The organism is Kitasatospora cheerisanensis KCTC 2395, assembly GCF_000696185.1.
Taxonomy (GTDB): Bacteria; Actinomycetota; Actinomycetes; order Streptomycetales; family Streptomycetaceae; genus Kitasatospora; species Kitasatospora cheerisanensis.
The window spans coordinates 4,423,981-4,447,042 of record NZ_KK853997.1 but is presented as its reverse complement, the minus strand read 5'-3'; the positions used below and the strand labels follow the sequence as shown (position 1 = coordinate 4,447,042).

At 71.9% G+C, this 23,062-nt stretch carries 22 protein-coding genes and 1 pseudogene; 7 read left to right on the top strand and 16 right to left on the bottom strand.

Translation table 11 applies throughout. The features are described from left to right. Positions 1 to 132 precede the first annotated feature (132 nt). From KCH_RS20275 to KCH_RS20260, 4 genes are all read right to left on the bottom strand, one after another. Positions 133 to 1,479, bottom strand: a complete 1,347-nt coding sequence (locus KCH_RS20275) for an ATP-binding protein (RefSeq protein ID WP_035864882.1) — start codon at positions 1,477 to 1,479, stop codon at positions 133 to 135. A gap of 16 nt (positions 1,480 to 1,495) precedes the next feature. Next, positions 1,496 to 3,082 (bottom strand): SCO6880 family protein, encoded by a 1,587-nt coding sequence (locus KCH_RS20270; protein ID WP_035864879.1) that lies wholly within the window; start codon positions 3,080 to 3,082, stop codon positions 1,496 to 1,498. Between the two features lie 7 nt (positions 3,083 to 3,089). Next, a complete protein-coding gene (locus tag KCH_RS47250; RefSeq protein ID WP_425268790.1) occupies positions 3,090 to 5,180 on the bottom strand; it encodes a hypothetical protein in 2,091 nt (696 codons plus the stop codon). Positions 5,181 to 5,302: 122 nt separating this feature from the next. Further along, on the bottom strand, positions 5,303 to 5,650 hold the full coding sequence (locus tag KCH_RS20260) for a hypothetical protein (RefSeq protein ID WP_051653268.1): 348 nt from the start codon (positions 5,648 to 5,650) through the stop codon (positions 5,303 to 5,305). Positions 5,651 to 5,898: 248 nt separating this feature from the next. Between KCH_RS20260 and KCH_RS20255 the strand changes: the two genes are divergently transcribed. Further along, complete coding sequence (locus KCH_RS20255) at positions 5,899 to 6,951, top strand: C40 family peptidase (protein ID WP_051653267.1); 1,053 nt, start codon at positions 5,899 to 5,901, stop codon at positions 6,949 to 6,951. Between the two features lie 176 nt (positions 6,952 to 7,127). After that, positions 7,128 to 7,865: a phosphatase PAP2 family protein gene (locus tag KCH_RS20250; RefSeq protein WP_051653266.1), complete on the top strand. Its 738-nt coding sequence runs from the start codon at positions 7,128 to 7,130 to the stop codon at positions 7,863 to 7,865. A gap of 28 nt (positions 7,866 to 7,893) precedes the next feature. Here the strand turns inward: KCH_RS20250 and KCH_RS20245 are convergent, their stop codons facing one another. Beyond that, positions 7,894 to 8,082, bottom strand: a complete 189-nt coding sequence (locus tag KCH_RS20245; RefSeq protein WP_244305744.1) for a hypothetical protein — start codon at positions 8,080 to 8,082, stop codon at positions 7,894 to 7,896. A gap of 162 nt (positions 8,083 to 8,244) precedes the next feature. Between KCH_RS20245 and KCH_RS20240 the strand changes: the two genes are divergently transcribed. Together KCH_RS20240 and KCH_RS20235 are read left to right on the top strand one after the other, a co-directional pair. Beyond that, positions 8,245 to 9,069, top strand: a complete 825-nt coding sequence (locus KCH_RS20240; RefSeq protein WP_035864875.1) for an SCO4651 family lipoprotein — start codon at positions 8,245 to 8,247, stop codon at positions 9,067 to 9,069. Positions 9,070 to 9,202: 133 nt separating this feature from the next. After that, entirely contained in the window at positions 9,203 to 9,382 is a 180-nt protein-coding gene (locus tag KCH_RS20235; RefSeq protein ID WP_035864871.1) for a hypothetical protein, read from the top strand. Between the two features lie 24 nt (positions 9,383 to 9,406). On the opposite strand, the gene KCH_RS20230 is transcribed toward KCH_RS20235, so the two are convergent. After that, positions 9,407 to 9,763: a metal-sensitive transcriptional regulator gene (locus tag KCH_RS20230; RefSeq protein ID WP_035864869.1), complete on the bottom strand. Its 357-nt coding sequence runs from the start codon at positions 9,761 to 9,763 to the stop codon at positions 9,407 to 9,409. Between the two features lie 252 nt (positions 9,764 to 10,015). Between KCH_RS20230 and KCH_RS20225 the strand changes: the two genes are divergently transcribed. Next, entirely contained in the window at positions 10,016 to 10,636 is a 621-nt protein-coding gene (locus KCH_RS20225; RefSeq protein WP_035864866.1) for a DUF47 domain-containing protein, read from the top strand. Positions 10,637 to 10,641: 5 nt separating this feature from the next. Then, positions 10,642 to 11,637, top strand: a complete 996-nt coding sequence (locus KCH_RS20220) for an inorganic phosphate transporter (protein ID WP_035864864.1) — start codon at positions 10,642 to 10,644, stop codon at positions 11,635 to 11,637. A gap of 154 nt (positions 11,638 to 11,791) precedes the next feature. Here the strand turns inward: KCH_RS20220 and pstB are convergent, their stop codons facing one another. The 10 genes and pseudogenes from pstB to KCH_RS20175 all read right to left on the bottom strand — a co-directional run bounded on the left by pstB (position 11,792) and on the right by KCH_RS20175 (position 22,192). After that, on the bottom strand, positions 11,792 to 12,568 hold the full coding sequence (gene pstB / locus KCH_RS20215) for a phosphate ABC transporter ATP-binding protein PstB (protein WP_035864863.1): 777 nt from the start codon (positions 12,566 to 12,568) through the stop codon (positions 11,792 to 11,794). Positions 12,569 to 12,609: 41 nt separating this feature from the next. Then, positions 12,610 to 13,683, bottom strand: coding sequence for a phosphate ABC transporter permease PstA (gene pstA / locus KCH_RS20210; protein ID WP_035864861.1), 1,074 nt, complete (start codon positions 13,681 to 13,683; stop codon positions 12,610 to 12,612). Beyond that, positions 13,680 to 14,660: a phosphate ABC transporter permease subunit PstC gene (gene pstC / locus KCH_RS20205; RefSeq protein WP_035864859.1), complete on the bottom strand. Its 981-nt coding sequence runs from the start codon at positions 14,658 to 14,660 to the stop codon at positions 13,680 to 13,682. The genes pstA and pstC overlap by 4 nt, the downstream gene beginning before the upstream one ends. A gap of 168 nt (positions 14,661 to 14,828) precedes the next feature. Continuing rightward, a complete protein-coding gene (gene pstS / locus KCH_RS20200) occupies positions 14,829 to 15,956 on the bottom strand; it encodes a phosphate ABC transporter substrate-binding protein PstS (protein ID WP_035864857.1) in 1,128 nt (375 codons plus the stop codon). 258 nt (positions 15,957 to 16,214) lie between these two features. Then, entirely contained in the window at positions 16,215 to 16,736 is a 522-nt protein-coding gene (locus KCH_RS20195; RefSeq protein WP_244305378.1) for an NUDIX hydrolase, read from the bottom strand. A gap of 20 nt (positions 16,737 to 16,756) precedes the next feature. Next, positions 16,757 to 17,329, bottom strand: coding sequence for a hypothetical protein (locus KCH_RS44710; RefSeq protein ID WP_051653265.1), 573 nt, complete (start codon positions 17,327 to 17,329; stop codon positions 16,757 to 16,759). Between the two features lie 77 nt (positions 17,330 to 17,406). Next, positions 17,407 to 17,838, bottom strand: a complete 432-nt coding sequence (locus tag KCH_RS44705) for a CHAD domain-containing protein (protein ID WP_051653264.1) — start codon at positions 17,836 to 17,838, stop codon at positions 17,407 to 17,409. 92 nt (positions 17,839 to 17,930) lie between these two features. Then, on the bottom strand, positions 17,931 to 20,291 hold the full coding sequence (locus KCH_RS20185; RefSeq protein ID WP_035864853.1) for an RNA degradosome polyphosphate kinase: 2,361 nt from the start codon (positions 20,289 to 20,291) through the stop codon (positions 17,931 to 17,933). Between the two features lie 301 nt (positions 20,292 to 20,592). Then, positions 20,593 to 21,512 (bottom strand): annotated as a pseudogene (gene mshD, locus KCH_RS20180) (mycothiol synthase). 50 nt (positions 21,513 to 21,562) lie between these two features. Further along, a complete protein-coding gene (locus KCH_RS20175; RefSeq protein ID WP_035864848.1) occupies positions 21,563 to 22,192 on the bottom strand; it encodes a TetR/AcrR family transcriptional regulator in 630 nt (209 codons plus the stop codon). Between the two features lie 88 nt (positions 22,193 to 22,280). On the opposite strand from KCH_RS20175, the gene KCH_RS20170 reads away from it, so the two are divergent. Continuing rightward, positions 22,281 to 23,054, top strand: a complete 774-nt coding sequence (locus KCH_RS20170) for a glucose 1-dehydrogenase (RefSeq protein ID WP_035864847.1) — start codon at positions 22,281 to 22,283, stop codon at positions 23,052 to 23,054. The last annotated feature ends 8 nt before the right edge of the window (positions 23,055 to 23,062 follow it).

The following is a 23,062-nucleotide window of genomic DNA, read 5'->3' as shown; positions in this document are numbered from 1 at the left end:
CGGCGGCCTGGCGTTGTATCGGGGAGCAGCCTAGGGTCAACGCGCGTAGCTGTCAGGAACCCTGAAGTAACGAGCTGGTATCCGAACGCTGACGACTTCTCCGCTGACCGACGGTCAGCACCCCGCCGCCGGTCAGATCCTCGGCTGGGACGCCAGCTGCTGCTCGGCGCGCTCCCGCTCGGCCACCGCGTCCTCGGTCATCGCGCGGTCGGTGTACACCAGCGGGCGCTCGGCCTCGGTGATGATGTGCTTGACCACCTGCACGTTGCCGTTGACGTCCCACACCGCGATGCCGGGCGACAGCGTCGGGATGATCTCCACCGCCCAGCGCGGCAGGCCCAGCACCCGGCCGGTGGCTCTCGCCTCCTCGGCCTTCTGCATGTAGATGGTGCGGGTCGAGGCCATCTTCAGGATCGCCGAGGCCTCCTTCGCCGCCGCCCCGTCCACCACGTCCGACAGGTGGTGCACGACCGCGACGAAGGACAGGCCCAGCCGGCGTCCGAACTTCAGCAGCCGCTGGAACAGCTGCGCCACGAACGGGCTGTTGATGATGTGCCAGGCCTCCTCGACCAGGAAGATCCGCTTCACCCGGTCCGGCCGCAGCCAGGTGTGCTCCAGCCACACCCCGACGATCGCCATCAGGATCGGCATCGCGATCGAGTTCCGGTCGATGTGCGACAGGTCGAAGACGATCAGCGGGGCGTCCAGGTCGATGCCCGCCGAAGTCGGGCCGTCGAACATGCCCCGCAGGTCGCCGTCGACCAGCCGGTCCAGCACCAGCGCCACGTCCAGGCCCCAGGACTGCACCTCGCCGGTCTCCACGCCCAGCGACTCCACCGCCGACAGGTCGGGGCTGCGCAGCGTGTCGATGATGTCGTTCAGCACCGGCTGACGGTCCTTCACCGTGGCGTGCACGTAGGCGTGCGCGGCCTTCAGCGCGAAGCCGGCCCGCTCCTCCAGCTGGCGGCCCATCGCCACCTCGATGATGGTGCGCAGCAGCGACAGCTGGCCGGTGGTGGTGATCGCCGGGTCCAGCGGGTTGAGCTTCACCCCGCCGTCCCGGGCCGCCAGCGGGTCCAGCCGGATCGACTTTATCCCCAGCGCGTTGGCGATCAGGTTCCACTCGCCGACGCCGTCCTCGCCCTGCGCGTCCAGCACCACCACCTGGCGGTCGCGGAACCTCAACTGCCGCAGCACGTACGTCTTCTCCAGCGCCGACTTGCCGTTGCCGGACTCCCCCAGCACCAGCCAGTGCGGGGCCGGCAGCTGCTGGCCGTACAGCTGGAACGGGTCGTAGACGTAGCCCTTGCCGCTGTACACCTCGCGCCCGATGATCACCCCGGAGTCGCCCAGGCCGGGCGCCGCCGTCGGCAGGTACACCGCCTGCGCCTGACCGCTGGAGGTGCGCACCGGCAGCCGGGTGGTCTCCACCCGGCCGAACAGTGCGCTGGCGAAGGAGTCGGTGAGCTTTCCGATCATCTGGGTGCTCCGGTGGTCAGCGGCGGATGCCGGTGGCGAACGGCAGGGTGTTGGCGAACGCCCGGTGGTGCTCGCGGTCGCACCACTCCAGCTTCAGGTAGCTCTTGCCGGCCGAAGCCCGGATGGTCCGCTTGTCCCGGGCCAGCGCCTCCGGGCTGCGCGAGGACACCGTCAGGTAGCCCACCAGGTTCACCCCGGCCGCGCCGGACGCCAGGTCGTCGCCGCGCTGGTCCACCCGGCCGGTGTGCGCGAGGTCGCGCGGGTCGACCGTGCGGTTCATCTTCGCCGCCCGGCTGGCCTCCGCCTCGTCGTTGGTCTTCTCGGTGAGCATCCGCTCGATCGCCACGTCGGTCGGTTCCAGGTCCATGGTGACCGCGACCGTCCGGATCACGTCCGGGGTGTGCACCAGCAGCGGCGCCAGGAAGTTCACCCCGACCGGGGTCAGCGGCCACTCCTTGATCCACGCGGTGGCGTGGCACCACGGCTCCCGGGTCGCCGACTCGCGGGTCTTCGCGGTCAGGTACTGCGGGTGCGTGGCGTCCAGCTCGGCCGGCCAGGCGTTGCGCCGGCTCATCGCCTGGATGTGGTCGATCGGGTGGTCCGGGTCGTACATCGAGTGGATCAGCGACGCCAGCCGGGCCTGCCCCAGCGGCTGCCGCACCCGGATGTCCGCCTCCGCCAACCGGGCGCAGATGTCCGTCAGTTCACGCGCCATCACGGTCGCCAGGCCGTCGTCCCCGCGGTCCCCCTTGCCGCCCTCCCGCCCGTACGCGGTCCGCCCCATCGCGTGCGCCTCGGACGCCAGGTCCCGGGTGTACTGCATGCACGCCACCAGGTACGCCCGGTGCTGCTCCGAGGAGGTCGACACCATCGACTGCAGCTGGTCGTAGCTCTCCTGCAGCCAGCGCGGCGCCGAGTGGTCGCCCCGCCGCTCCACGTCCTTGGCGTGCGCGTCCGGGTCGGCCGGCAGCGTCCGGGCCAGGATCTGCAGGCGCGTCACGAAGCCGTCGCCGTTGGCCACGTGCTTCAGCAGCGTGCCGAACCGGTCGACCAGCGCCTCCTGGTCCTCCGAGTCGCGCAGGCCCACGCCCGGGCCCTCGATCTCGATCGCCGCGGTCACCGTGCGCCGCTCCAGGTGCATCAGCACCGCGACCTCGTCCGGCCCGAACGGCGCGGCCAGCCAGCGCAGCCGCCCGACCCCCGGCGGCGGGCCGACCTCCACCTCGCGCCCGTCCAGCCGCGTCCCGGCCTCGTGCACGTCCGGCTTCCACACCGCCCGGCCGCTGCGCACGGTGCGCCGGTACGTCCGGTTGATCTCCACCCACTTGTAGAACGTCCGCCGCCGGTACGGCACGTACACCGCCATGATCGCCAGCAGCGGGAAGCCCACCAGGCCGGCCAGCCGCAGCGGCAGGATCGGCACCCCCAGGCCCCACAGCATGCCGATGCCCGCACCGGCGATGATCAGCACGATCTCGCCGGTCTCCCGGTTCCGCCCGATCGGCGCGTTGGGCCGCGCCTTTCCGATCAGGTAGCTGCGGCGCTGATGGGCATACGGCTGGGCGTACTGGGTGCCGTACTGGCCGAACTGTTCGCTGCTCATCTACCCGTCACCCTCCCTTCGGGTTGTTGGCCGGGGCCTGGGACTGCGCGGGCGGACCGGCCTGCCGGCCGGGGTTCGCGGGCCGGGACGCGTGCGCGGCGATGCCCGGGGCCACCCCGCCGCCGCCCGCACCCGGGGACGAGGCGTTCCCGGCCTGCGGGCCGCCACGCGAACCGTGCGTCGAGATGCCCTGCTTCACGAAGTTCGCCGGGCCGTTGATCATCGCGCTGCCGGCCTGCACCGCACTCGCCCGCGCCGACTTCATCGCCAGCAGCTCGTCGCCGAAGCCCGGCACGAACCGGTACACCGCGGCGCTCGCGAAGATCGACAGGAACAGGATCGCCAGCCCGCTCAGCACCCGCGCGAAGTCGTCGTCCGCACCCGCGCCGGTCGCCACCGCGCCCGCCAGGCCCAGGATGATCACGATGATCGGCTTCGCCAGATCGATCGCCAGCATCATCGCGGCCCACCGGCGCACGTGCTTCCACAGCTGCTTGTCCACCAGGCCCGCGTACACCGCCGTCCCCAGCAGCGCGCCCACGTAGAGCATCGCCGCCCGGATCACCAGCTCGATCCACAGCACCGCCGCGGCCAGCACCGCCACCAGCGACACGATGATCAGGATCAGCGGGCCGCCGCCCATGCTGCCCTTCTCCAGGGTGTCCGCGAACCCGCCCAGGTACGTCCCGGTGTCCGACTTCGTCCCCACCGCGATCGCGTCCGTCAACCCGTCGGTGACCGTCACCACCGTGTACAGGATCAGCGGCGTGAACGCCGAGGCGATCACCGTCAACCACAGGAACCCGACCGCCTCGCCGAACGCCTGCCCCAGCGCCGCACCGCGGACCGCCCGCTTCGTCACCGCCAGCAGCCACAGCACCAGCGTGACCACCGTCGACACCGCGAACACCACCGCGTACTGCTGCAGGAACGCCGCGTTCGTGAAGTCGACCTTCGTCGTCCCGTCGATCGCCCCCGAGAGCTGCCGCACCACCCACGCCGCCGCCTGCGCGCACCCCTTCGCCAACGACCCCAACGGATCCGTCACCGAAGAAACCGAATCCCCCCCGGGGATCACGGTGGCGCCGTCGGGCGCGCAGAGCTTGTCGGCGCCGAGGACGGTGGCGTCCTGGCCGGCGCACTTGGACGCACTTGAGGACGGTGCCGGCGACGGGTCCGCGGCGACCCGCTGCGCGACCGCCAGTGCGGTGAGTTGAAGGCTGCTCAGGGCCGCGCCGAGCACGCCGGCCCGGCCCAGGAAGCGCAGTCTGGACGCGTCAGCGGGCATAGCGGAACCCTCCGAACTGCTGGACGGCATCGGCGATCTCTTTCGCGGTGGCCGCCTGCTGGTCGCCCGGCAGGGGGCGGGGCCCGCGGCGCGGGAGTAGTCGGTGAGCTTCCAGTCGCTGCCGGTCCAGCGCATGGTGACGGTCAGGGTGTACCAGTCCTGGCTGACCGGGTTGGTGGAGTCCTCGCCCGCCAGGCCGTAGAGGCCGGTGCACCAGACGTCGACCTTGGTGGCGGTGTCGGCGCCGTTGGTGGTGCGGGTGCCCACGGGGACGATCCGGCTGACGAAGGTCTGCCCCTTCGGCGGGCGGCCCTGCGCGTCCAGGCCGAACCGGGCCACCGTCTCCGCGGAGAACGCCTGGTCCAGGCGGGTCTGGAGGGTGGGGAGGCTGGTGGGGTCGGCGAGGGTGGTGAGGACGGCGTGGCGGGTGTCGGTGCGGAACATGTCGGTGGAGCCGAGTGCGACGGCGTAGTTCGCGGCGGCCGACTGCGCCCCCTGGTCGGTGTGGGGGTAGCCGGTGGCGATGCCGTTGACGGTGCTGGTGACGGGCTGTTGGCCGGTGGCGGCGGTGCGGTCGGCGGCGGGGGCGGTGGCGCCGTTGGCGCGGTCGCCGGAGGTGCTGCCGGGGTTGCGGCCGGGGACGGCCTTGTCGCGGTTGGCGATGGAGACGGCGACCACGAGCAGGGCGACGATGCCGAGGATGGTCAGGAGGGTGCGCAGGGGCCGGGCCTGACGGCCCGTCCCGGGGGCGCTCTGTTCGGCGACCGGTAGCCGCGTGCGGGTGTGCGGCTGGTCGTCGGACGATGGCACGGGTGCCCTCCTGTTGGGGCGCCACCGCGCGGGGCGCGGTGGCGTGACGGTTGTTCTCGGTGGCGGCCGCGCCGGACGTGGATCGGCGCGGACGGAGCGGAAGTTGTCCGATCGTCAGGTCGTCAGATGGCCATGCCGTACACAATGGTGAACAGGGTGCCGAGCGAACCGATGATGAACACGCCGGTCAGGCCGGCGATGATCAGCCCCTTGCCCTGTTCGGCGCTGAAGGTGTCGCGCATCGCGGTGGCGCCGATCCGCTGCTTGGCGGCGCCCCAGATCGCGATGCCGAGGCAGACCAGGATGGCGACGGCCATGATGACCTGGACCATGACGCGGGCCGAGGAGCCGAGCGACGCGAACGGGCCCCAGTCGGGGGCGATGCCGCCGATGATGGTGTCGATGTTGGCCTTCTTCGGCGGGTCCTCCGCCAGGTACCGGATCGCACTGCTGTCCACGTTCAGGTTCATCCCATCTCACCGCCCGATCAGGAAAATTCAAGGCCCCGGACCACGGTCGAGCGAAGGGGCAGGTCCTATTCTTGGCCAGATCTGACGTCGACTTGGCTGCTTCTCGCGGATTGCTCGTGGTGGCCGGACGCTTCCGCCAGGATGTCCGATGGTTCGAGGATACTGCCCGCGCTTGGTATCTGTGATGATTGCACCGGGCAATAACGCGACAGGACATGGCTGCTGACGATCCGTCGGGATGGTGCGGGATGGCGCTCGGGAAGGCTCGGCTCGCAGGTGCCGCGAGCGTGGTGGTGGCCATCGGGTTCGTCGGGGTGGTGACGCTGGGGACGTACGCGGCCAGCGGGGCTCCGGAGCGCTCCGGTGAACTGTCGCTCTCCAGCGGGACGGTGCCGGCGCAGTACCGGCAGCAGATCCAGAAGTGGGGCTCGTACTGCCCGGAGATCTCGGCGCCGATGCTGGCCGCGCAGCTGTACCAGGAGAGCGGTTTCGACCCGTCGGCGAAGAGCCCGGCGAAGGCGTACGGGATGGCCCAGTTCCTGGAGGGGACGTGGGCGACGTACGGGACGGACGGCGACGGCGACGGCAAGCGGGACATCTGGAACGCCTTCGACGCGATCGCCTCCGCCGCCGCCTACGACTGCGCGCTGGCCAAGGACGTCGCCCAGGTGCCCGGCGACCGGCAGGCCAACATGCTGGCCGCGTACAACGCCGGCCCGTACGCGGTGATCAGCCACGGCGGGGTGCCGCCGTACAGCGAGACCCGCGGGTACGTGAAGAACATCCAGTCGCTGGCCAAGTCCTTCACCGCGCCGCCGAACCCGGGCGTGCAGCTGGCGCTGTCCAAGGAGGCGGCGGGGGCGATCTACTTCGCGCAGAGCAAGCTCGGCATCGACTACATGTGGGGCGGCACCGGCCAGACCTGGGAGGACGGGCGGTTCGACTGCTCGGGCCTGACCCAGGCGGCGTTCCGCAGCGTGGGGATCGAGCTGCCCCGGGTGGCCAACGACCAGTGGTACAGCGGGCCGCACCCGTCGCGGGACCAACTCCGGCCCGGCGACCTGGTGTTCTTCGCCAACGACCTGGAGGACCCGCGCACCATCCACCACGTCGGCCTGTACGTCGGCGGCGGCTACATGATCGACGCTCCGCACACCGGCGCCAAGGTCCGCTACGACACCATCAACCAGCGGGACTACATCGGGGCGACCCGGGTGACCCCGGACGGCGCCGCCGCGCTGCCGGTCCGGAACAAGAACGACGGCACCATCACGGCGAGTCAAAAGCCGGCAAAGAGCTGACGGACCGTCTGCTCGGCATGTGCATGCGGGGTGGACGGTGAGTCAAGTTTCCATAACAGCGTGTTTCAGTGGAAACCGCGGCGGCCTTGATCGCGTTGACTCAGGAGGCTGCCGGTCGTCCGCACCCGGCCGCACCGGACCGGGAACCACTGCGGAGAGCGGACAGGAGGTGCGGCGTGCCGACGCTGCTCGCCGATGCGGGAACCGGTTCGGGCGATCCTGACCTCGGACTGCTCAAGGCCGTCAACGGCCTGGCCTCCGACGCGCCCGGCTGGCTGGACTCGCTCGTCGCCTGGACCGCCGAGTACGGCATCCTGCTGGGCCTGGCCGCGATCGGCCTGACCGCCTGGCTGAGCGCCCGCCGCCGCCCGGACGCGCCGGTCGCCGTCGCGGGGGTGCTGTGGGCGCCGGTCGCGGTGGCGATCGCCGAACTCGCCAACCTGCCGATCTCGGCCATGGTCGACCGGCCGCGCCCGTTCGTCGACCACCCCGAGATCGACGTGCTGGTCCCCGGCAAGGAGGACACCCTGTCCTTCGTCAGCGACCACTCCGCGATGTCGATGGGCATCGCCGTCGCGCTGTTCCTGGTCAACCGGAAGCTCGGCGCGGCCGCCGGCGCGCTCGCCCTGCTGCAGGGCTTCTGCCGGATGTACGTGGGCGTGCACTACCCGACCGACGTGATCGGCGGCTACGCGCTGGCGACCGCCGTGGTGCTGCTGCTCGCCCCGATCGCGATGGCCGTGCTGGTGCCGCTGTGCCACGCGCTGTCCCGCACGGCGCTGCGCCCGCTGGTGATGGCGAAGGCCCCGGCGGCGGCGTCCGGCCGGCGCCGTTCGGCGGCCGCGTCCGGCGGCCGTGCGGCCCGCTCGGGCCGGCGCGCGGACCGCGACCGGGAGTCCGACCTGGCGGCCTGACGGTCCGTCCGGTCCGGGGGCCCGGGGCTCAGTCGGCCCGGTCCGGGTCGTCCTGGTGTTCGGCGGCGTCCCGCCGGGCCTTGTCGCGGGAGCGCCGCCCGGGGGCGAACCAGCCGCAACTGCACTGGGCGAAGCAGAAGGAGCCGCGCTCCGCCACCTCGGTCCGATGGTCGGTCCGCGCTGCCACGCCGGTGGTCTCCGGCCGCTGGTCTGCCACGTCCCTCACGGTAACCCGCCCGGGTGGCGCGGCGGTACGCGCGTCCACGGGTCGGGCGCGTAACCTTCCCCGCCCCAACTCGTTTGCCGGGCAGGCGCGCTGTCCATCCGGGGCGGCTGCTTGCCGGGTCGTCCGGGGCCCAGGGGGTTGTCGAACGTGAAGATGCTCAACCGGGCCGCCGCCGCGGCCGTGCTCGTCACCGTGCTGTCCGCCTGCGGTGCCGGCGGGCAGTCCCAGGACGGCTCGGCCGACCAGCTGTCGGCGGACCCGCTGACCGCGGTGCGGTCCGCCGCCGACATCACCGGCCGCACCGGTTCGGCGCACGCCGCCACCGAGCTGACCACCGAGTCCGCGGAGAAGAAGACGGTGTTCCACGGCACCGGCGGCTACGACTACGTGAAGCGGCTGGGCCGGCTGGAGATCGACGTCCCGGCGGGCACCGCCACCCCGGGGAAGATCACCGAGGTGCTCCTGCCCGGCACGGTCTACCTGCAGAACAGCGCCGCCAAGATCCCCGAGGGCAAGTGGGTCAAGCTGGACGTCCGCCAGCTCCCGGACGGCAACCTGGTGAGCACCGGGGCCACCGACCCGGCGTCCGCCGCGGGCGCGCTGCGCGGCGCGCAGACCGCCGAGCTGGTCGGCTCCGAGACGGTGAACGGCGTGGAGCTGAAGCACTACAAGGGCGTCCTGGACCTCGCCAAGGCCGCCGACGCGACCGGCGGCCGAGGCGCGGACGGCCTGCGGACGGCCGCGCAGACCTTCACCGTCAAGGAGGTCCCGTACGAGGCCTGGCTGGACGCGCGGGGCCGGCTGCACAAGGTGGTGGAGAACTTCGCCTTCGCCGGGGTGGCCGGCTCCACCGCCGCGAAGGACCAGGTGAAGGTGGTCTCCGTCCTGTCGCTGACCGACTTCGGCAAGCCGGTGGAGGTCGCCGAGCCGGCCGCCGCGGACCTGTACTCGATGAAGGCCTCACCCTCCCCGCAGTGACCGTCCCACCCGTTTCGGACACCAGAGATGGCCCGTCCGTGCCATGTGGCCGGGCCCCCCGCTGCCTACGCTGGTACGGGGGCGGGGCAGGCGGGCCGGGGCACGGACGGGGCGCGGAAGGGGTGGAGGCCACATGGCAACCGGGGAGAGCGGCACCGGCGGCCACGACAGAACCGCGCTGGACGAGATCGACCTGGCCGGCGAGCTGATGATCGCCGCCTCGGCCAGCCACGCCGAGCGGCTGGCCGCAGAGCAGATCGACGAGGTGCTGCTGCGCGGGGACGACGATCAGCCGCCCGGGACGGGCGGCTGATCGGACGTCAGGAAGGGCCGGCGGTCAGGTGCGCAGCAGCCGCGCGATGGCCGCGCTGGCCTCGGCGACCTTGGCGTTCAGCTCCTCGCCGCCGTCCTCCGCGGCGGCGGCCGCGGCGACGCAGTGCCGCAGGTGCTCCTCCAGCAGGGCCAGCGCGAAGGACTGCAGGGCCTTGGTGGAGGCGGAGACCTGGGTGAGGATGTCGATGCAGTAGACGTCCTCGTCGACCATCCGCTGCAGGCCGCGGATCTGACCCTCGATCCGGCGCAGGCGCTTCAGGTGCGCTTCCTTGTCGCCGCTGTAGCCGTGCGGGCCGTCGCCGTGCGCCGAGCCGTGGCACGCCGCTGCGGCGTCGGTGCTGGGGGTGTCGATGGTGGTCATCAGGTCCGCCCTCTTGGTTTCGGTCTCGGCCCTCCCCCGGCCTTCGGCCGGGAGGTGCCCCCAGTTTCCAACATCCGGCACCGGTGTGGTGTTCCGCCGTCCGGGCGTCAGCTCAGAGATCCCCGTGCAGAGCGGGAGCAAACCGGAGTGTCGTGGGACACACTTAGGGCGCGCGTCGGCAACCCCGTGCCCGGGCACGAGGGACGTGCGCCTAGCATCGTCAAGTACCGACCCCGCACATCGGAGATTTCCGTGCGTTTTAGCCTGACCCCGAAGGAGACGAGCTTCTACGACATGTTCGCCGCCGCGGCGGAGAACCTGGTCGTCGGATCGAAGCTCCTGCTGGAACTACTGGGCTCGGACGTGTCCGCCCGCGCGGAGATCGTCGAGCGCATGCGCGCCGCCGAGCACGCCGGGGACGACACCACCCATGCGATCTTCCACCAGCTGAACTCCTCGTTCATCACCCCGTTCGACCGGGAGGACATCTACACGCTGGCCTCCTCGCTGGACGACATCATGGACTTCATGGAGGAGGCCGTCGACCTGGTCGTGCTGTACGACATCGAGACCCTCCCCAAGGGCATCGAGCAGCAGATCGAGGTGCTGGCCCGGGCCGCCGAGCTGACCGCCGAGGCGATGCCGAACCTGCGGTCGATGTCGAACCTCACCGAGTACTGGATCGAGGTCAACCGGCTGGAGAACCAGGCGGACCAGATCCACCGCAAGCTGCTGGCCCACCTGTTCTCGGGCCAGTACGAGGCGATCGAGGTGCTGAAGCTCAAGCAGGTGGTGGACGTCCTCGAAGAGGCCGCCGACGCGTTCGAGCACGTGGCCAACACGGTGGAGACCATCGCCGTCAAGGAGTCCTGAGCTCCGTGGACATGGCAGCACTGATCGTCGTCATCGGCGTCGCTTTCTTCTTCACGTACACGAACGGGTTCCACGACTCCGCCAACGCGATCGCCACCTCGGTCTCCACCCGGGCGCTGACCCCGCGGGCGGCGCTGGCGATGGCCGCGGTGATGAACCTGGCGGGCGCCTTCCTCGGCAGCGGGGTGGCGAAGACCGTCTCCGAGGGGATCATCGAGACCCCGACCGGCAGCAAGGGCATGGCGATCCTGTTCGCGGCCCTGGTCGGGGCGATCGCCTGGAACCTGGTGACCTGGTACTTCGGCCTGCCGTCCTCCTCCTCGCACGCGCTGTTCGGCGGCATGGTGGGCGCGGCGCTGGCCGGCGGCACCGACGTGGTCTGGCACGGCGTGGTCGAGAAGATCATCATCCCGATGATCGTCTCGCCGGTGGTCGGCCTGGTCGGCGGTTTCCTGGTGATGCTGGCGATCCTGTGGATCTTCCGGCGGACCAACCCGCACAAGGCCAAGCGCAACTTCCGGGTGGCGCAGACCGCTTCGGCGGCCGCGATGGCGCTGGCGCACGGCCTGCAGGACGCCCAGAAGACCATGGGCATCGTGGTGATGGCGCTGACCATCTCCGGCCACCAGTCCGGCACCGGCATCCCGATCTGGGTGAAGATCTCCTGCGCGATGATGCTCTCGCTGGGCACCTACGCGGGCGGCTGGCGGATCATGCGCACCCTCGGCCGCAAGATCATCGAGCTGGACCCGCCGCAGGGCTTCGCCGCCGAGGCGACGGCGTCCGCGGTCATGTACGTCACCTCGTTCGTCTACGCGGCGCCGATCTCCACCACTCACGTGATCACCTCGGCGATCATGGGCGTGGGCGCCACCAAGCGGGTCCGCGCGGTCCGCTGGGGGGTGGCGAAGAACATCGTGATGGGCTGGTTCATCACCATGCCGGCGGCCGCGATCGTGGCGGCGGCGATGTTCGGCATCGTCAATCTGATCGTGCTCTGACCCGCACGCGTTCACGGCACGACGGCGGAAGGGCCCGCCCCCACAGCACGGGGGCGGGCCCTTCGTCGGCTCCGCGGCGGCACCGCCATGCAGCACCGCGAAGCAGCTCGTGCGCTCCGCGCCGGGAGGCGGGGCCTCCCGGCGCGGGGCCCGGTCAGCCGAAGCGGCCGGAGATGTAGTCCTCGGTGGCCTGCACCGAGGGGTTGGAGAAGATCCGCTGGGTGTCGTCCAGCTCGATCAGCTTGCCGGGCTGGCCGACGCCCGCCAGGTTGAAGAACGCGGTCCGGTCCGAGACGCGCGCCGCCTGCTGCATGTTGTGGGTCACGATCACGATGGTGAACTGCGACTTCAGTTCGCCGATCAGGTCCTCGATGGCGAGGGTGGAGATCGGGTCGAGGGCCGAGCAGGGCTCGTCCATCAGCAGCACCTCGGGCTCGACGGCGATCGCCCGGGCGATGCACAGTCGCTGCTGCTGGCCGCCGGACAGGCCCGCGCCGGGCTTGTTCAGGCGGTCCTTGACCTCGTTCCACAGGTTGGCGCCCTGCAGGGACTTCTCCACCACGCCGTCCAGGACGGACTTCTTCTTCACCCCGGCCAGCTTCAGGCCGGCCACCACGTTGTCGTAGATCGACATGGTGGGGAACGGGTTGGGCCGCTGGAACACCATGCCGACCGAGCGGCGGACGGCGACTGGGTCGACGTTCGCGCCGTACAGGTTCTCGTCGTCGAGCATCACCTTGCCCTCGACGCGGGCGCCGGGGATCACCTCGTGCATCCGGTTGAGGGTGCGCAGGAAGGTGGACTTGCCGCAGCCGGAGGGGCCGATGAAGGCGGTCACGGAGCGGGGCTCGATGGTCATCGAGATGTCCTCGATGGCGCGGGTGGAGCCGTAGTAGGCGGACAGTCCGCTGACGTCGATGCGCTTGGCCATGATCTTTCGTCTTCTCTCGTCTGTTCGTACGTCAGTCGGTGTCAGCGTCCGCCCTTGGGCGAGCGCCAGCGCGCGATGCCCCGGGCGATGAGGTTGAGCCCCATCACGAAGGCGATCAGCACCAGTGCCGCGCCCCAGGCGCGCGAGTAGCCGAACTCGTTGTTGACCTGCGAGTACTGCTGCCAGATGTAGAGCGGCAGCGACTGCTGCGGTCCGTTGAACGGGTCGCTGTTGATGAAGTCGGCGCCGAACACCAGCATCATCACGGGGGCGGTCTCGCCGGTGATGCGGGCGACCGCCAGCATCACACCGGTGGTGATTCCGCCGATGGCCGTCGGGAGGACGATCCGCAGGATGGTCTTCCAGCGCGGCACGCCGAGCGCGTACGACGCCTCGCGCAGCTCGTTCGGGACGAGCTTGAGCATCTCCTCGGTCGAGCGGACCACGACCGGCATCATCAGGATCGCCAGTGCGAGGCTGCCGGAGAAGCCGGAGTACTCGAAGCCGAGCAAGATGTTCCAGAGCGAGAGGATGAACAGACCGGCGACGACCGACGGGATGCCCGTCATCACGTCGACGAAGAAGGTGACCGCCTTGGCGAGCCGGCCGCGGCCGTACTCCACCAGGTAGACGGCGGTGAGCAGGCCGATCGGCGCGGCGATCAGGGTGGCCAGCAGGACCTGCTCGATGGTGCCGATGATGGCGTGGTAGATGCCGCCGTCCGGGCTCAGGGTGCCGACGACGCCCTTCATCGAGTGGCTGAGGAACTCGGGGCTGATCGCTCCGAGGCCCTGCTGCACGGTGTAGAAGGTCAGCGAGACCAGCGGCACCACGGCGCAGATGAAGGCGACCCACACCAGCGAGGTGGCGAAGCGGTCCTTGGCCTGCCGGCGGCCCTCGACGGTGGCCGAGGCGGTGTAGCTGGCGACCAGGAAGACCAGGGCGGAGATCAGGCCCCACTGGAGGTGGCTCTCGAGTCCGGCGACGGCGCCGACGGCGCAGCCGACGGCGATCGAGCCGACGGTGATCGCGGCGGGGGCCCAGCGGGGCAGCCGGGCCGCGGTCAGCCGCCGGCTGAGCTGCGGGGCTGCGGCGACGGTGTCGATGGCGGTCACGCGGCGGCCCCCGAGTACTCCTTGCGGCGGGCGATGATGACGCGGGCGGCACCGTTCACCAGCAGGGTGATCACGAACAGGACGAGGCCGGAGGCCATCAGGGCGTCCCGGCCGAGCGGCTGGGCCTCGTTGAACTTGAGGGCGATGTTCTCGGCGAAGGTGCCGCCGCCCGGGTCGAGCAGGTGCAGCGTCAGCTTGCTGTTGGTGGAGAGCACGGTGGCGACCGCGATGGTCTCGCCGAGCGCGCGGCCCAGGCCGAGCATCGACGCGGAGATGATGCCGGGGCGGCCGAACGGCAGCACCGCGGTGCGGATCATCTCCCAGCGGGTCGCGCCGAGGGCGAGCGCCGCCTCCTCGTGCATCCGCGGGACCTGCCGGAACACCTCGCGGGTGACCGCGGTGATGATCGGCAGCACCATGATCGCCAGCAGGATGCCGACGGTGAACAGGTTGCGCGGCGGGACGCCGGAGCTGGACTGGCTGAAGATGTACGTCCAGCCGAGGTACTGGTCCATCCAGCTGGTCAGGCCGCCCATGTGCGGGACCAGGAACAGCACGCCCCACAGGCCGTAGACGATCGACGGGACGGCGGCCAGCAGGTCCACCAGGTAGGCGAACGGCTGGGCGATCCGGCGCGGCGCGTAGTGCGAGATGAACAGCGCGATGCCGACCGCGATCGGGACCGCGATGATCATCGCGATGAGCGCGCTGACCAGGGTGCCGAAAGTGAGCACGGCGATGCCGAACACCGGCTTCGCGGCGTCCGGCGTCCACTCGAAGGTGGTGAGGAAGTTGCCCTCGTTCTTGCCCAGGGCGAGGGCGGAGCGGTAGGTCAGGAAGCCTGCGATGGCGGCCATGACGACCAGCAGCAGGACGCCCGCTCCGCGGGAGAGGTTGAAGAAAATGCTGTCGCCGCGGCGGCTGTCGCGGCGTCGTGGGGTGCGTCCCCGCGCGTCGGCGGGGGAGGCAGAAGTCATGATCGTTTACTCCGGTCTGGCGGCGCTGCCCCGCGGAGGGCGGCACCATGGCGGCGGTGCCCCGGACGTTCTGGTGGTGGGTGGTGCGGGTGGTGCGGTCGACGCGTGGCCCGGGCGGGCGGCCCCTCCCCCCTCCTTCGGGGCCGCCCGGCCGGTCGTCGCTCAGCCTCAGGCGAGGGCGTCGATCTGGGTCTTGACCTTGCCCGCGAGCTCCTTCGGCAGCGGCACGTAGCCGACCGCACCGATGGCCTGCTGGCCCTCGTCGCTCACGGTGTAGGTCAGGAAGGACTTGAGGGCCGGCAGGGTGTCGGCCTTGTTGCCCTTGTCGCAGACGATCTCGTAGGTGACCAGGGTGAGCGGGTAGGCGCCCTCGGCCTTGGTCGCGTAGTCGATGTCCAGCGCCAGGTCCGCGCCCTTGCCGACGATCTTGGCGTTGGCCAGCGTGGTGGCACCGTTGGCGGCGGTGGCCTCGACCGGCTTGGAGGCGCCGGTGGCGATGGCGGCGCTGTTCAGCTTGTTGCTCTGGGCGTAGGAGAGCTCGACGTAGGAGATCGAGTTCTTGGTCTGCTTGACCAGGGCCGCGACACCGGCGGAGCCGTTGGCGGACTGGCCGCCCTGGCCGGACCAGGACTTGGCGGCCGGGTACTTCCAGGCGCCGCCGCCGGCCTTGCCGAGGTAGGCGGTCAGGTTCTGGGTGGTGCCGGAGTCCTCCGAGCGGTGGATCGCCTGGATGTCGGCGGCCGGGAGGTTCACGCCCGGGTTCAGCGCGGCGATCTCCGGGGCGTTCCACTTGGTGATCTGCGAGTCGAAGATCTTCGCCAGGGTCGGACCGTCCACGACCAGCTTGTCGACGCCCTCGACGTTGAACACGATCGAGATCAGGCCGCCGACCATCGGCAGGTCGATGCCCTGGCCGCCGGTGCAGACCGTCTTCGAGGTGTCGATCTCGGACTGCTTCAGGGCGCCGTCGGAGCCCGCGAAGGCGACCTTGCCCTGGTTGAACTGGGTGACACCGGCGCCGGAGCCGCCACCGCTGTAGGTCAGGCTGGTGCCGGTGCAGGCGTTGCCGTAGGCGGCCTTCCAGACCTCGATCGCCGGGGTCTGCGCGGTCGAACCGGCCGCCAGCAGCTGGCCGCCCTTGTCGGCACAGGCGATCTTGGCAGCCGGGGCCGCGCCGGAGGACGAGCCGCCCGACGGGGTGTTGTCGTCCGTGCCGCAGGCAGACAGCGACAGCGTGGAGACGAGCGCGACGGCACCGATGGCGAGGGCCTTGGAGCGGCCGTTCCGCAGGTTCACAGGGTGTCCCTTTCTGAGGCAATACCGGTCTCCGAACGACCGGATTTGCTGTGGTCCGGGGCCCTGGCGGCCCTCCGGTAAACCCGAAGTTAGGCAGGACAGGTGACGCGTCAGCCCGTCGCAAATGAACGGGGAGTGAACCTCGGACGGATGTCAGGAAACCTGGGCCGGTAGTAACGGTTGCGTCACGGGACGGGCGCGGACGGATCACCCGACCGGAGCGGTGCGAACCACCCCCGCCGGCGCGCGGCCGGGTGCTCAGCCGAGCAGCAGCTCCAGCAGCGCGTCGATCAGCATCCGGTCGCGGGGGTGCGTCAGCCGATCCTTGGCCCGCCGCGGCGGCAGCCACTCCAGCCGGTCCACCTCCCGGTTCGGCCGGAACTCGCCGCCGATCGGCACCGCCGCCCAGTACCGGACCTCCTTCGGACGGCCCTGCGCCAGGTAGTGCTGGGTGGGCAGCTCCGCGCCCAGCACGCAGCGCATCCCGGTCTCCTCCCGCACCTCGCGCAGCGCCGCCGCCCGCCAGCCCTCGCCGGGGTCGAGCTTCCCCTTCGGCAGGCTCCAGTCGTCGTACTTGGGGCGGTGCACCAGCGCCATCCTGGGCTTCTTCCGGCTGCCGTCCTTGCGCAGCGGCCCCGGCACCCACAGCACGGCGCCGGCCGCGAGCACCGTCGAGCGGGGCCCGGCCGCCGGGCGGCGGTCGGTGCGGGCGCCGCCCGACCGGGAGCGGTCACGGTCGGGCGGGAACGGGCGGTCGGGCATCTGCGGTACGCGGTCCATCCGGGCGGAGGTACGGGGGTTCAGTCCGACGCCACCGCCGCCGGGCCGACCAGCCCGGGCGCCACCACCGGCCACTGGCGCCCGAAATCGTACCGGGCCGCCTCCACGTCGAGCCGCTGATCGGCGTGCACCACGCCCAGCACGTACGCGGTCGCCGGGGTGATCCGGGGCGTGCGGGCCGCGGTGGCCACCGTCGCCGCCGAGTCGGACGCCTCCTGGTGGCGGCCCAGCACCCGGTCCAGCTCCAGCAGTTCGCCGTCCGGCGCGCTGCACACCTCCAGCGCGTAGCGGGCCCGCTTCACCAGGATCCGGGCGCGCAGCCACGGCGCGTCGTCGGCGGCCAGCGCCGCGTCCGCCGTGTCGGCGGCCGATGGCCCGGTGCGGGGCGGCGGCACCGTGCCCGGCTCGGCCGGGGCCGCGCCCAGCCGGTGCAGCCCGGCCCCGCCGTACGCCTGCGCGGCGCGCTGCCAGGGCAGCCGCTCGGCCGCCGCGGCGAGCGCGCCGAGCGCCGCCGCGGTCTGCGGCAGCAGCGACACGGCGGGCGCGGCGGCGGCCTCCGGCACCAGCGGGACCTCGCCGGCCAGCAGCGTCATCCGGTCGGCCAGGGCGTGCAGCCGGGCCGAGCGGAGTTCCTGCAGCAGCGCGGTGTGCGCCCGGGTGCGGGCCAGCGTCAGCTGGCGTTCCAGCAGTGCCGGGCCTTGGGCGCGCCGACGTGGCCGGCCAGCATGCCGGGCCCGTCGGGGGTGGTGTCGGCCAGCGAGTCGAGGGCGCCGAGCAGCCGGTCGGCGCGGCGCCGGTAGCCGGGTTCCTGGGCGAGCAGGTCGATCAGCCAGCGCAGTTCGTTCCGGGTCTCCTGCGCCCACACCGGGTCGAAGACGGCGGCGAAGGTGTGCAGCGCCCCGCCGATCCGGCGCACCGCGCGCAGCAGGTCGTCCGCGGCCTGCGCCGACGCCGGGAGTGCGCCCGGTCTGGACCCCGCCTCGCCGACCGCCTGCGGGAGGGCGCGCAGGAACGCGCCCGCCTGGGCGGTCAGGTGGCCGGCAAGGACCTCCCCGGCGGTCGCGGCACGCGCCACCGGGACCGTCGTCGGCGCATCGGTCATGGCTGTGGCTCTCCCCGATTTCCTCCCCGGGCCTGCCCCGGGGCTGCATGCCGCCCGCGCCGGGAGGGCTCCCGGCGCGGGCGGGGTGCCGCTCAGCGTGCGGCGGCGGAGCCGCGGTTGCGGCGGCGTGAGTCGATCAGCAGGTCCTGGACGTGCCGCAACGGCCGGCCCTCGGCGTCCTGGGCGTGGCGGATCCAGGTGCCGTCCGGGCCGAGGTGCCAGGAGTCGGTCTCGTCGGAGATGCCGAGGTCCAGCAGCCCGTTGAGTTCGGCCCGGTGCGCCGGGTCGGTGACCCGGACCAGCGCCTCGATCCGGCGGTCCAGGTTGCGGTGCATCATGTCGGCGCTGCCGATCCACACCTCCGGGTCGCCGCCGTTGCCGAACACGAACACCCGGGAGTGCTCCAGGAACCGGCCCAGGATGGACCGCACCCGGACGTTCTCGCTCAGCCCCGGCACGCCCGGCCGGATCGCGCAGATGCCGCGCACCCAAACGTCCACCGGCACGCCGGCCTGGGAGGCCCGGTACAGCGCGTCGATGACGACCTCGTCGACGATCGAGTTGACCTTGAGCTTGACGAAGGCCGGGCGGCCGGCCCGGTGGTGGGCGATCTCGCCGTTGATCCGGGCGACCAGGCCGTCCCGCAGCCCGCGCGGCGCGGTCAGCAGCCGGCGGTAGGACTCGCGGCGCGAGTAGCCGGACAGCCGGTTGAACAGGTCGGACAGGTCCGCGCCGACCTGCGGGTCCGAGGTCAGCAGCCCCAGGTCCTCGTACAGCCGGGCGGTCTTCGGGTGGTAGTTGCCGGTGCCGACGTGCGAGTACCGGCGGAGCGTGTCGCCCTCCTGGCGGACCACCAGCGACAGCTTGCAGTGCGTCTTCAGCCCGATCAGGCCGTAGACCACGTGGCAGCCGGCCTCCTCCAGCTTGCGGGCCCACTTGATGTTGGCCTGCTCGTCGAAGCGCGCCTTGATCTCCACCAGGACCAGGACCTGCTTGCCGGACTCCGCGGCGTCTGTCAGCGCGTCCACGATCGGCGAGTCGCCGGAGGTGCGGTACAGCGTCTGCTTGATCGCCAGCACGTGCGGGTCGGCGGCGGCCTGCTCCAGGAACGCCTGCACGGAGGTCGAGAACGAGTCGTACGGGTGGTGCAGCAGCACGTCGCGTTCGCGCATGGCGGCGAAGATGTCCGGCTGCGAGGCGGACTCGACGTCGATCAGGCCGCGCGCGGTGCCCGCCACGAACTTCGGGTAGCGCAGCTCGGGCCGGTCCAGGTCGGCGATGCCGAACAGGCCGGTCAGGTCGAGCGGGCCGGGCAGCGGGAAGACCTCCGCCTCGGTGATGTTCAGCTCCCGGACCAGCAGGTCCAGGATGTAGGGGTCGATCGACTCCTCGACCTCCAGGCGCACCGGCGGGCCGAAGCGGCGCCGCATCAGCTCCTTCTCCAGCGCCTTCAGGATGTTCTCGGTGTCGTCCTCCTCCACCTCCAGGTCCTCGTTGCGGGTGACCCGGAACGCGTGGTGGGCGAGCACCTCCATCCCCGGGAACAGCTCCTCGAGGTGCGCGCCCATCACGTCCTCCAGCGGCACGTACCGCTGCGGCGAGGCCTCCAGGAAGCGCGTCAGCAGCTGCGGCACCTTCACCCGGGCGAAGTGCTTGTGGCCCGACACCGGGTTGCGCACCACCACGGCCAGGTTCAGCGACAGTCCCGATATGTACGGGAACGGGTGCGCCGGGTCGACCGCCAGCGGCGTCAGGACGGGGAAGATCTGCTGCCGGAACAGCGTGTGCAGCCGGGCCTGCTCGGTCTCCGCCAGGTCCGCCCAGCGCACCACCTCGATGCCCTCGGCGGCCAGGTCCGGCAGCACCTCCTGCTGGAAGGTGGCCGCGTGACGGGCCATCAGCTCCCGCGACCGGCGCCAGATCAGGTCCAGCACCTCGCGCGGCTGCAGCCCGGACGCGGACCGCTGGGCGACGCCGGTGGCGATCCGGCGCTTCAGGCCGGCCACCCGCACCATGAAGAACTCGTCCAGGTTCGAGGCGAAGATCGCCAGGAACTTGGTGCGCTCCAGCAGCGGGATGTTCGGGTCCTCGGCGAGTTCGAGCACCCGCTCGTTGAACGCCAGCCAGCTGCGCTCGCGGTCCAGGAACCGGCCCTGCGGCAGCTCCGCCTCCTCCGCGCCGCGCCCGTCCGGGCCGCCCGTGCCGAACGCCGAGGCCACGGTGGCGGGCAGCGCGGTCGCCGCCCGCACCACGGGCGGTTCGGCCGCCGGCTCCGGCTCGGCCGACCGGGCCTTGGCGCGCGGCTTCGACTCCCTCGCCGGATCCTTGGCCGCGGCCCTGCCGCCGGCCCGGGTCCGGGTCTTCCCACCGGACCGGACGGCCGGCTTCTGCTCGGTGCTGGACTCGGCCTCGGCGTCAGCCTCGGCCGAATCGGAGACGCGGGGGATGCTCATCGGTTCCAGCTCCTCCTGCAGGACGCGGTCCCGGCGGGACGAAGGGCACGCCTCCGCCCGCTGCTCGTCCTCGTCGACCCACGGCCACCCGCCCGGCGCAGCCGGAACCGGCCCGGCCGGGCGGCGGGTGGAGCGGTGACGCGGACGGGGCAATACGGACGACATTCTGTGATCTTCGCGGCGCCAATTGAATCCACGGTAAACACCGCATGGCCAGGAGGAAAGCTGAGTCCGTCACCCCCGTGGCCGTTACCGGACGGCCCGGTCCGCCCGCCGTCCGCCCTCCCCGCCCGGCCCCGGCTCAGCGACCGGTCGACGGCGACCAGCGGTACATCAGGTCGACCTCGTGGATGGTGAAGCCCAGGCGCTCGTACACCCGGACGGCCGCCGCATTGTCCGCGTCCACGTACAGCATGACGGTCGGCAGCCCGCGCTCCAGGATCAGGTGCCGCAGGCCCGCCGCGGTCAGCGCCTTGCCCAGGCCGCCGCCCTGCTCCGCCGGGTCCACGCCGACCACGTACACCTCGCCCAGCCCGTCCGGCTGGGTCTTCGTCCAGTGGAAGCCGACCAGCCGGCCGTCCCGCTCCGCCAGGAAGAAGCCCTTCGGGTCGAACCAGGGCTCGGCCATCCGCTCCGCCAGGTCCTGCTCCGTCCAGGAACCCTGCTCCGGGTGGTACGCGAAGGCCAGCGCGTTGAGCGCCAGCCACGCCTGCTCGTCCCGGCCCGGCTCGAAGGTCCGCAGCTCGACGCCAGCCGGCACCGGCACCGCGTCCGGCGCCTCGGCGGTGCGCCGCATCTGCCGCAACTCCCGCACCAGCTCCGCGCGGTGGACCTCGGCCAGGTGCCGGGCGGCGGGCAGGCCGCCGTGCGCCCAGAAGTCCAGCTCGCCTTCGGCGCCGTCCAGCACCGCGTGCACCAGTGCCCCGCCCAGCCCGCGGCCGCGGTCGGCCGGCGCCACCGTCAGCTCGACCGTCCCCGGGTGCTCGCCCTCGGCCTGGGCGTACCCCGTCACCCGGCCGTCCGCCGTCTGCACCAGGTGGCGCACCCCCGGGCGGGGGCTGTCGGGGCGGATGCGCAGCCGGCCCGCCTCGGAGACCGCCTCCCGGCCGTCCGTCCGGGCCGCCTCCGCGAGCAGGCCCGGACCGCCTCGGCCTGCTCCGCCGTCAGCGCCTCGACGCGCTCGACCCGGCCCCCACCTGACGTGCTCTCAGAAGTCCGCATACCGCCGAGCGTACGTCCTCCGGGCCGCTTTCCGGAGGCCGGACCCGTGGTCAGCCGACCGGGCCGGCCGGCCAGGCCAGCATGGCCAGTTCGGCCGTCGCCGTCAGCTCCGCGGTGTCGGCGCCGTCCCTGGACCGCTGCGACATGCCCTGCAGGACCGCGCCGAAGTAGCGGGCCAGCGCGGCCGGGTCCGCGGTCGGCGGCAGCTCGCCGAGCCGCTTCGCGGTGGACAGCCGCTCCTCGAAGACCGCCAGGTTCGCCGCCCGCAGCTCGCGCAGGAAGGCCGCCACCTCGTCGTCCTGGGCGGCCACGTTGGCGGCCGCGCTGATCACCATGCAGCCGGCCGGGTGCTCCGGGTCGGCGTAGATCCGCGCCGCGTCGCGCAGGATCCGGGCGAACGCGGCCCGGGCCGTCGGCTCCTCGGCGAACGCCAGCCCCACGAACTGCCCCGCCGGGGACTGCTGGTAGCCCTGCACCACCTCGCGGAACAGCGACTCCTTGTCGCCGAACGCCGCGTACAGGCTGCCCGGCTTGATCCCCATCGCCCCGGTCAGCTCGCCCACCGACGTCGCCTGGTAGCCGCGTTCCCAGAACAGCCTGGTCGCCGCCGCCAGCACCGCCGCCCGGTCGAAGGCCGGCGGGCGGCCGCGTCTGGTCCCTGTGCTCGTCATGCCCACCATTTTAGAGCGGTCACTCAAAAAATGCTCCGGGCCGTGCTACGGTCCTTCTTGAACGGTCACTCAAGAATTGAGAGATGGGGCAACCACCGTGTCTGCACGCGCACTTGACGGCAAGATCGCCCTGGTCACCGGCGCCTCCCGGGGCATCGGACGCGGCATCGCCGAACGCCTCGCCCAGGACGGGGCCACCGTCGCCATCGGCTACGCCCGCGACCACGAGGCCGCCACCACCGTCCTCGACAAGATCCGCGCCGACGGCGGCCGGGCCTTCCTGGTCCACGCCCCGCTCGGCGGCCACGGCGACGCCGCCCGCCTCTGGGAGGCCTTCGACCGCGCCGGCCGGGAGCACGCCCCCGACGGCAGGCTCGACATCCTCGTCAACAACGCCGGCATAGGCCGCAGCTCCGCCCTGGCCGAGCTCACCGAGGACGAGTTCGACGAGGTCTTCGCGGTCAACGTCCGCGCCCCGTTCTTCATCACCCAGCAGGCCCTGCCCCGGCTCCGCGACGGCGGCCGCATCATCAACATCTCCAGCGGCGTCGCCCGCATCGCGATGCCCGAGATCATCGCCTACAACGCCACCAAGGGCGCCCTCGACAACTTCACCCTCAACCTCGCCGCCCAGCTCGGCCCCCGCGGCATCACCGCCAACTCCGTCCGCCCCGGCATCATCGACACCGACACCAACGCCCCCTGGCTCCGCGGCAACCCCGAGGCCCAGGCCCGGGCCGCCGCCCTCTCCGCCCTCGGCCGGGTCGGCGAACCCGCCGACGTCGCGGACATCGTCGCCTTCCTCGCCACCCCCGACGCCCGCTGGATCACCGGCCAGACCATCGACGCAACCGGCGGCTCACACCTCTGACGCCAGTT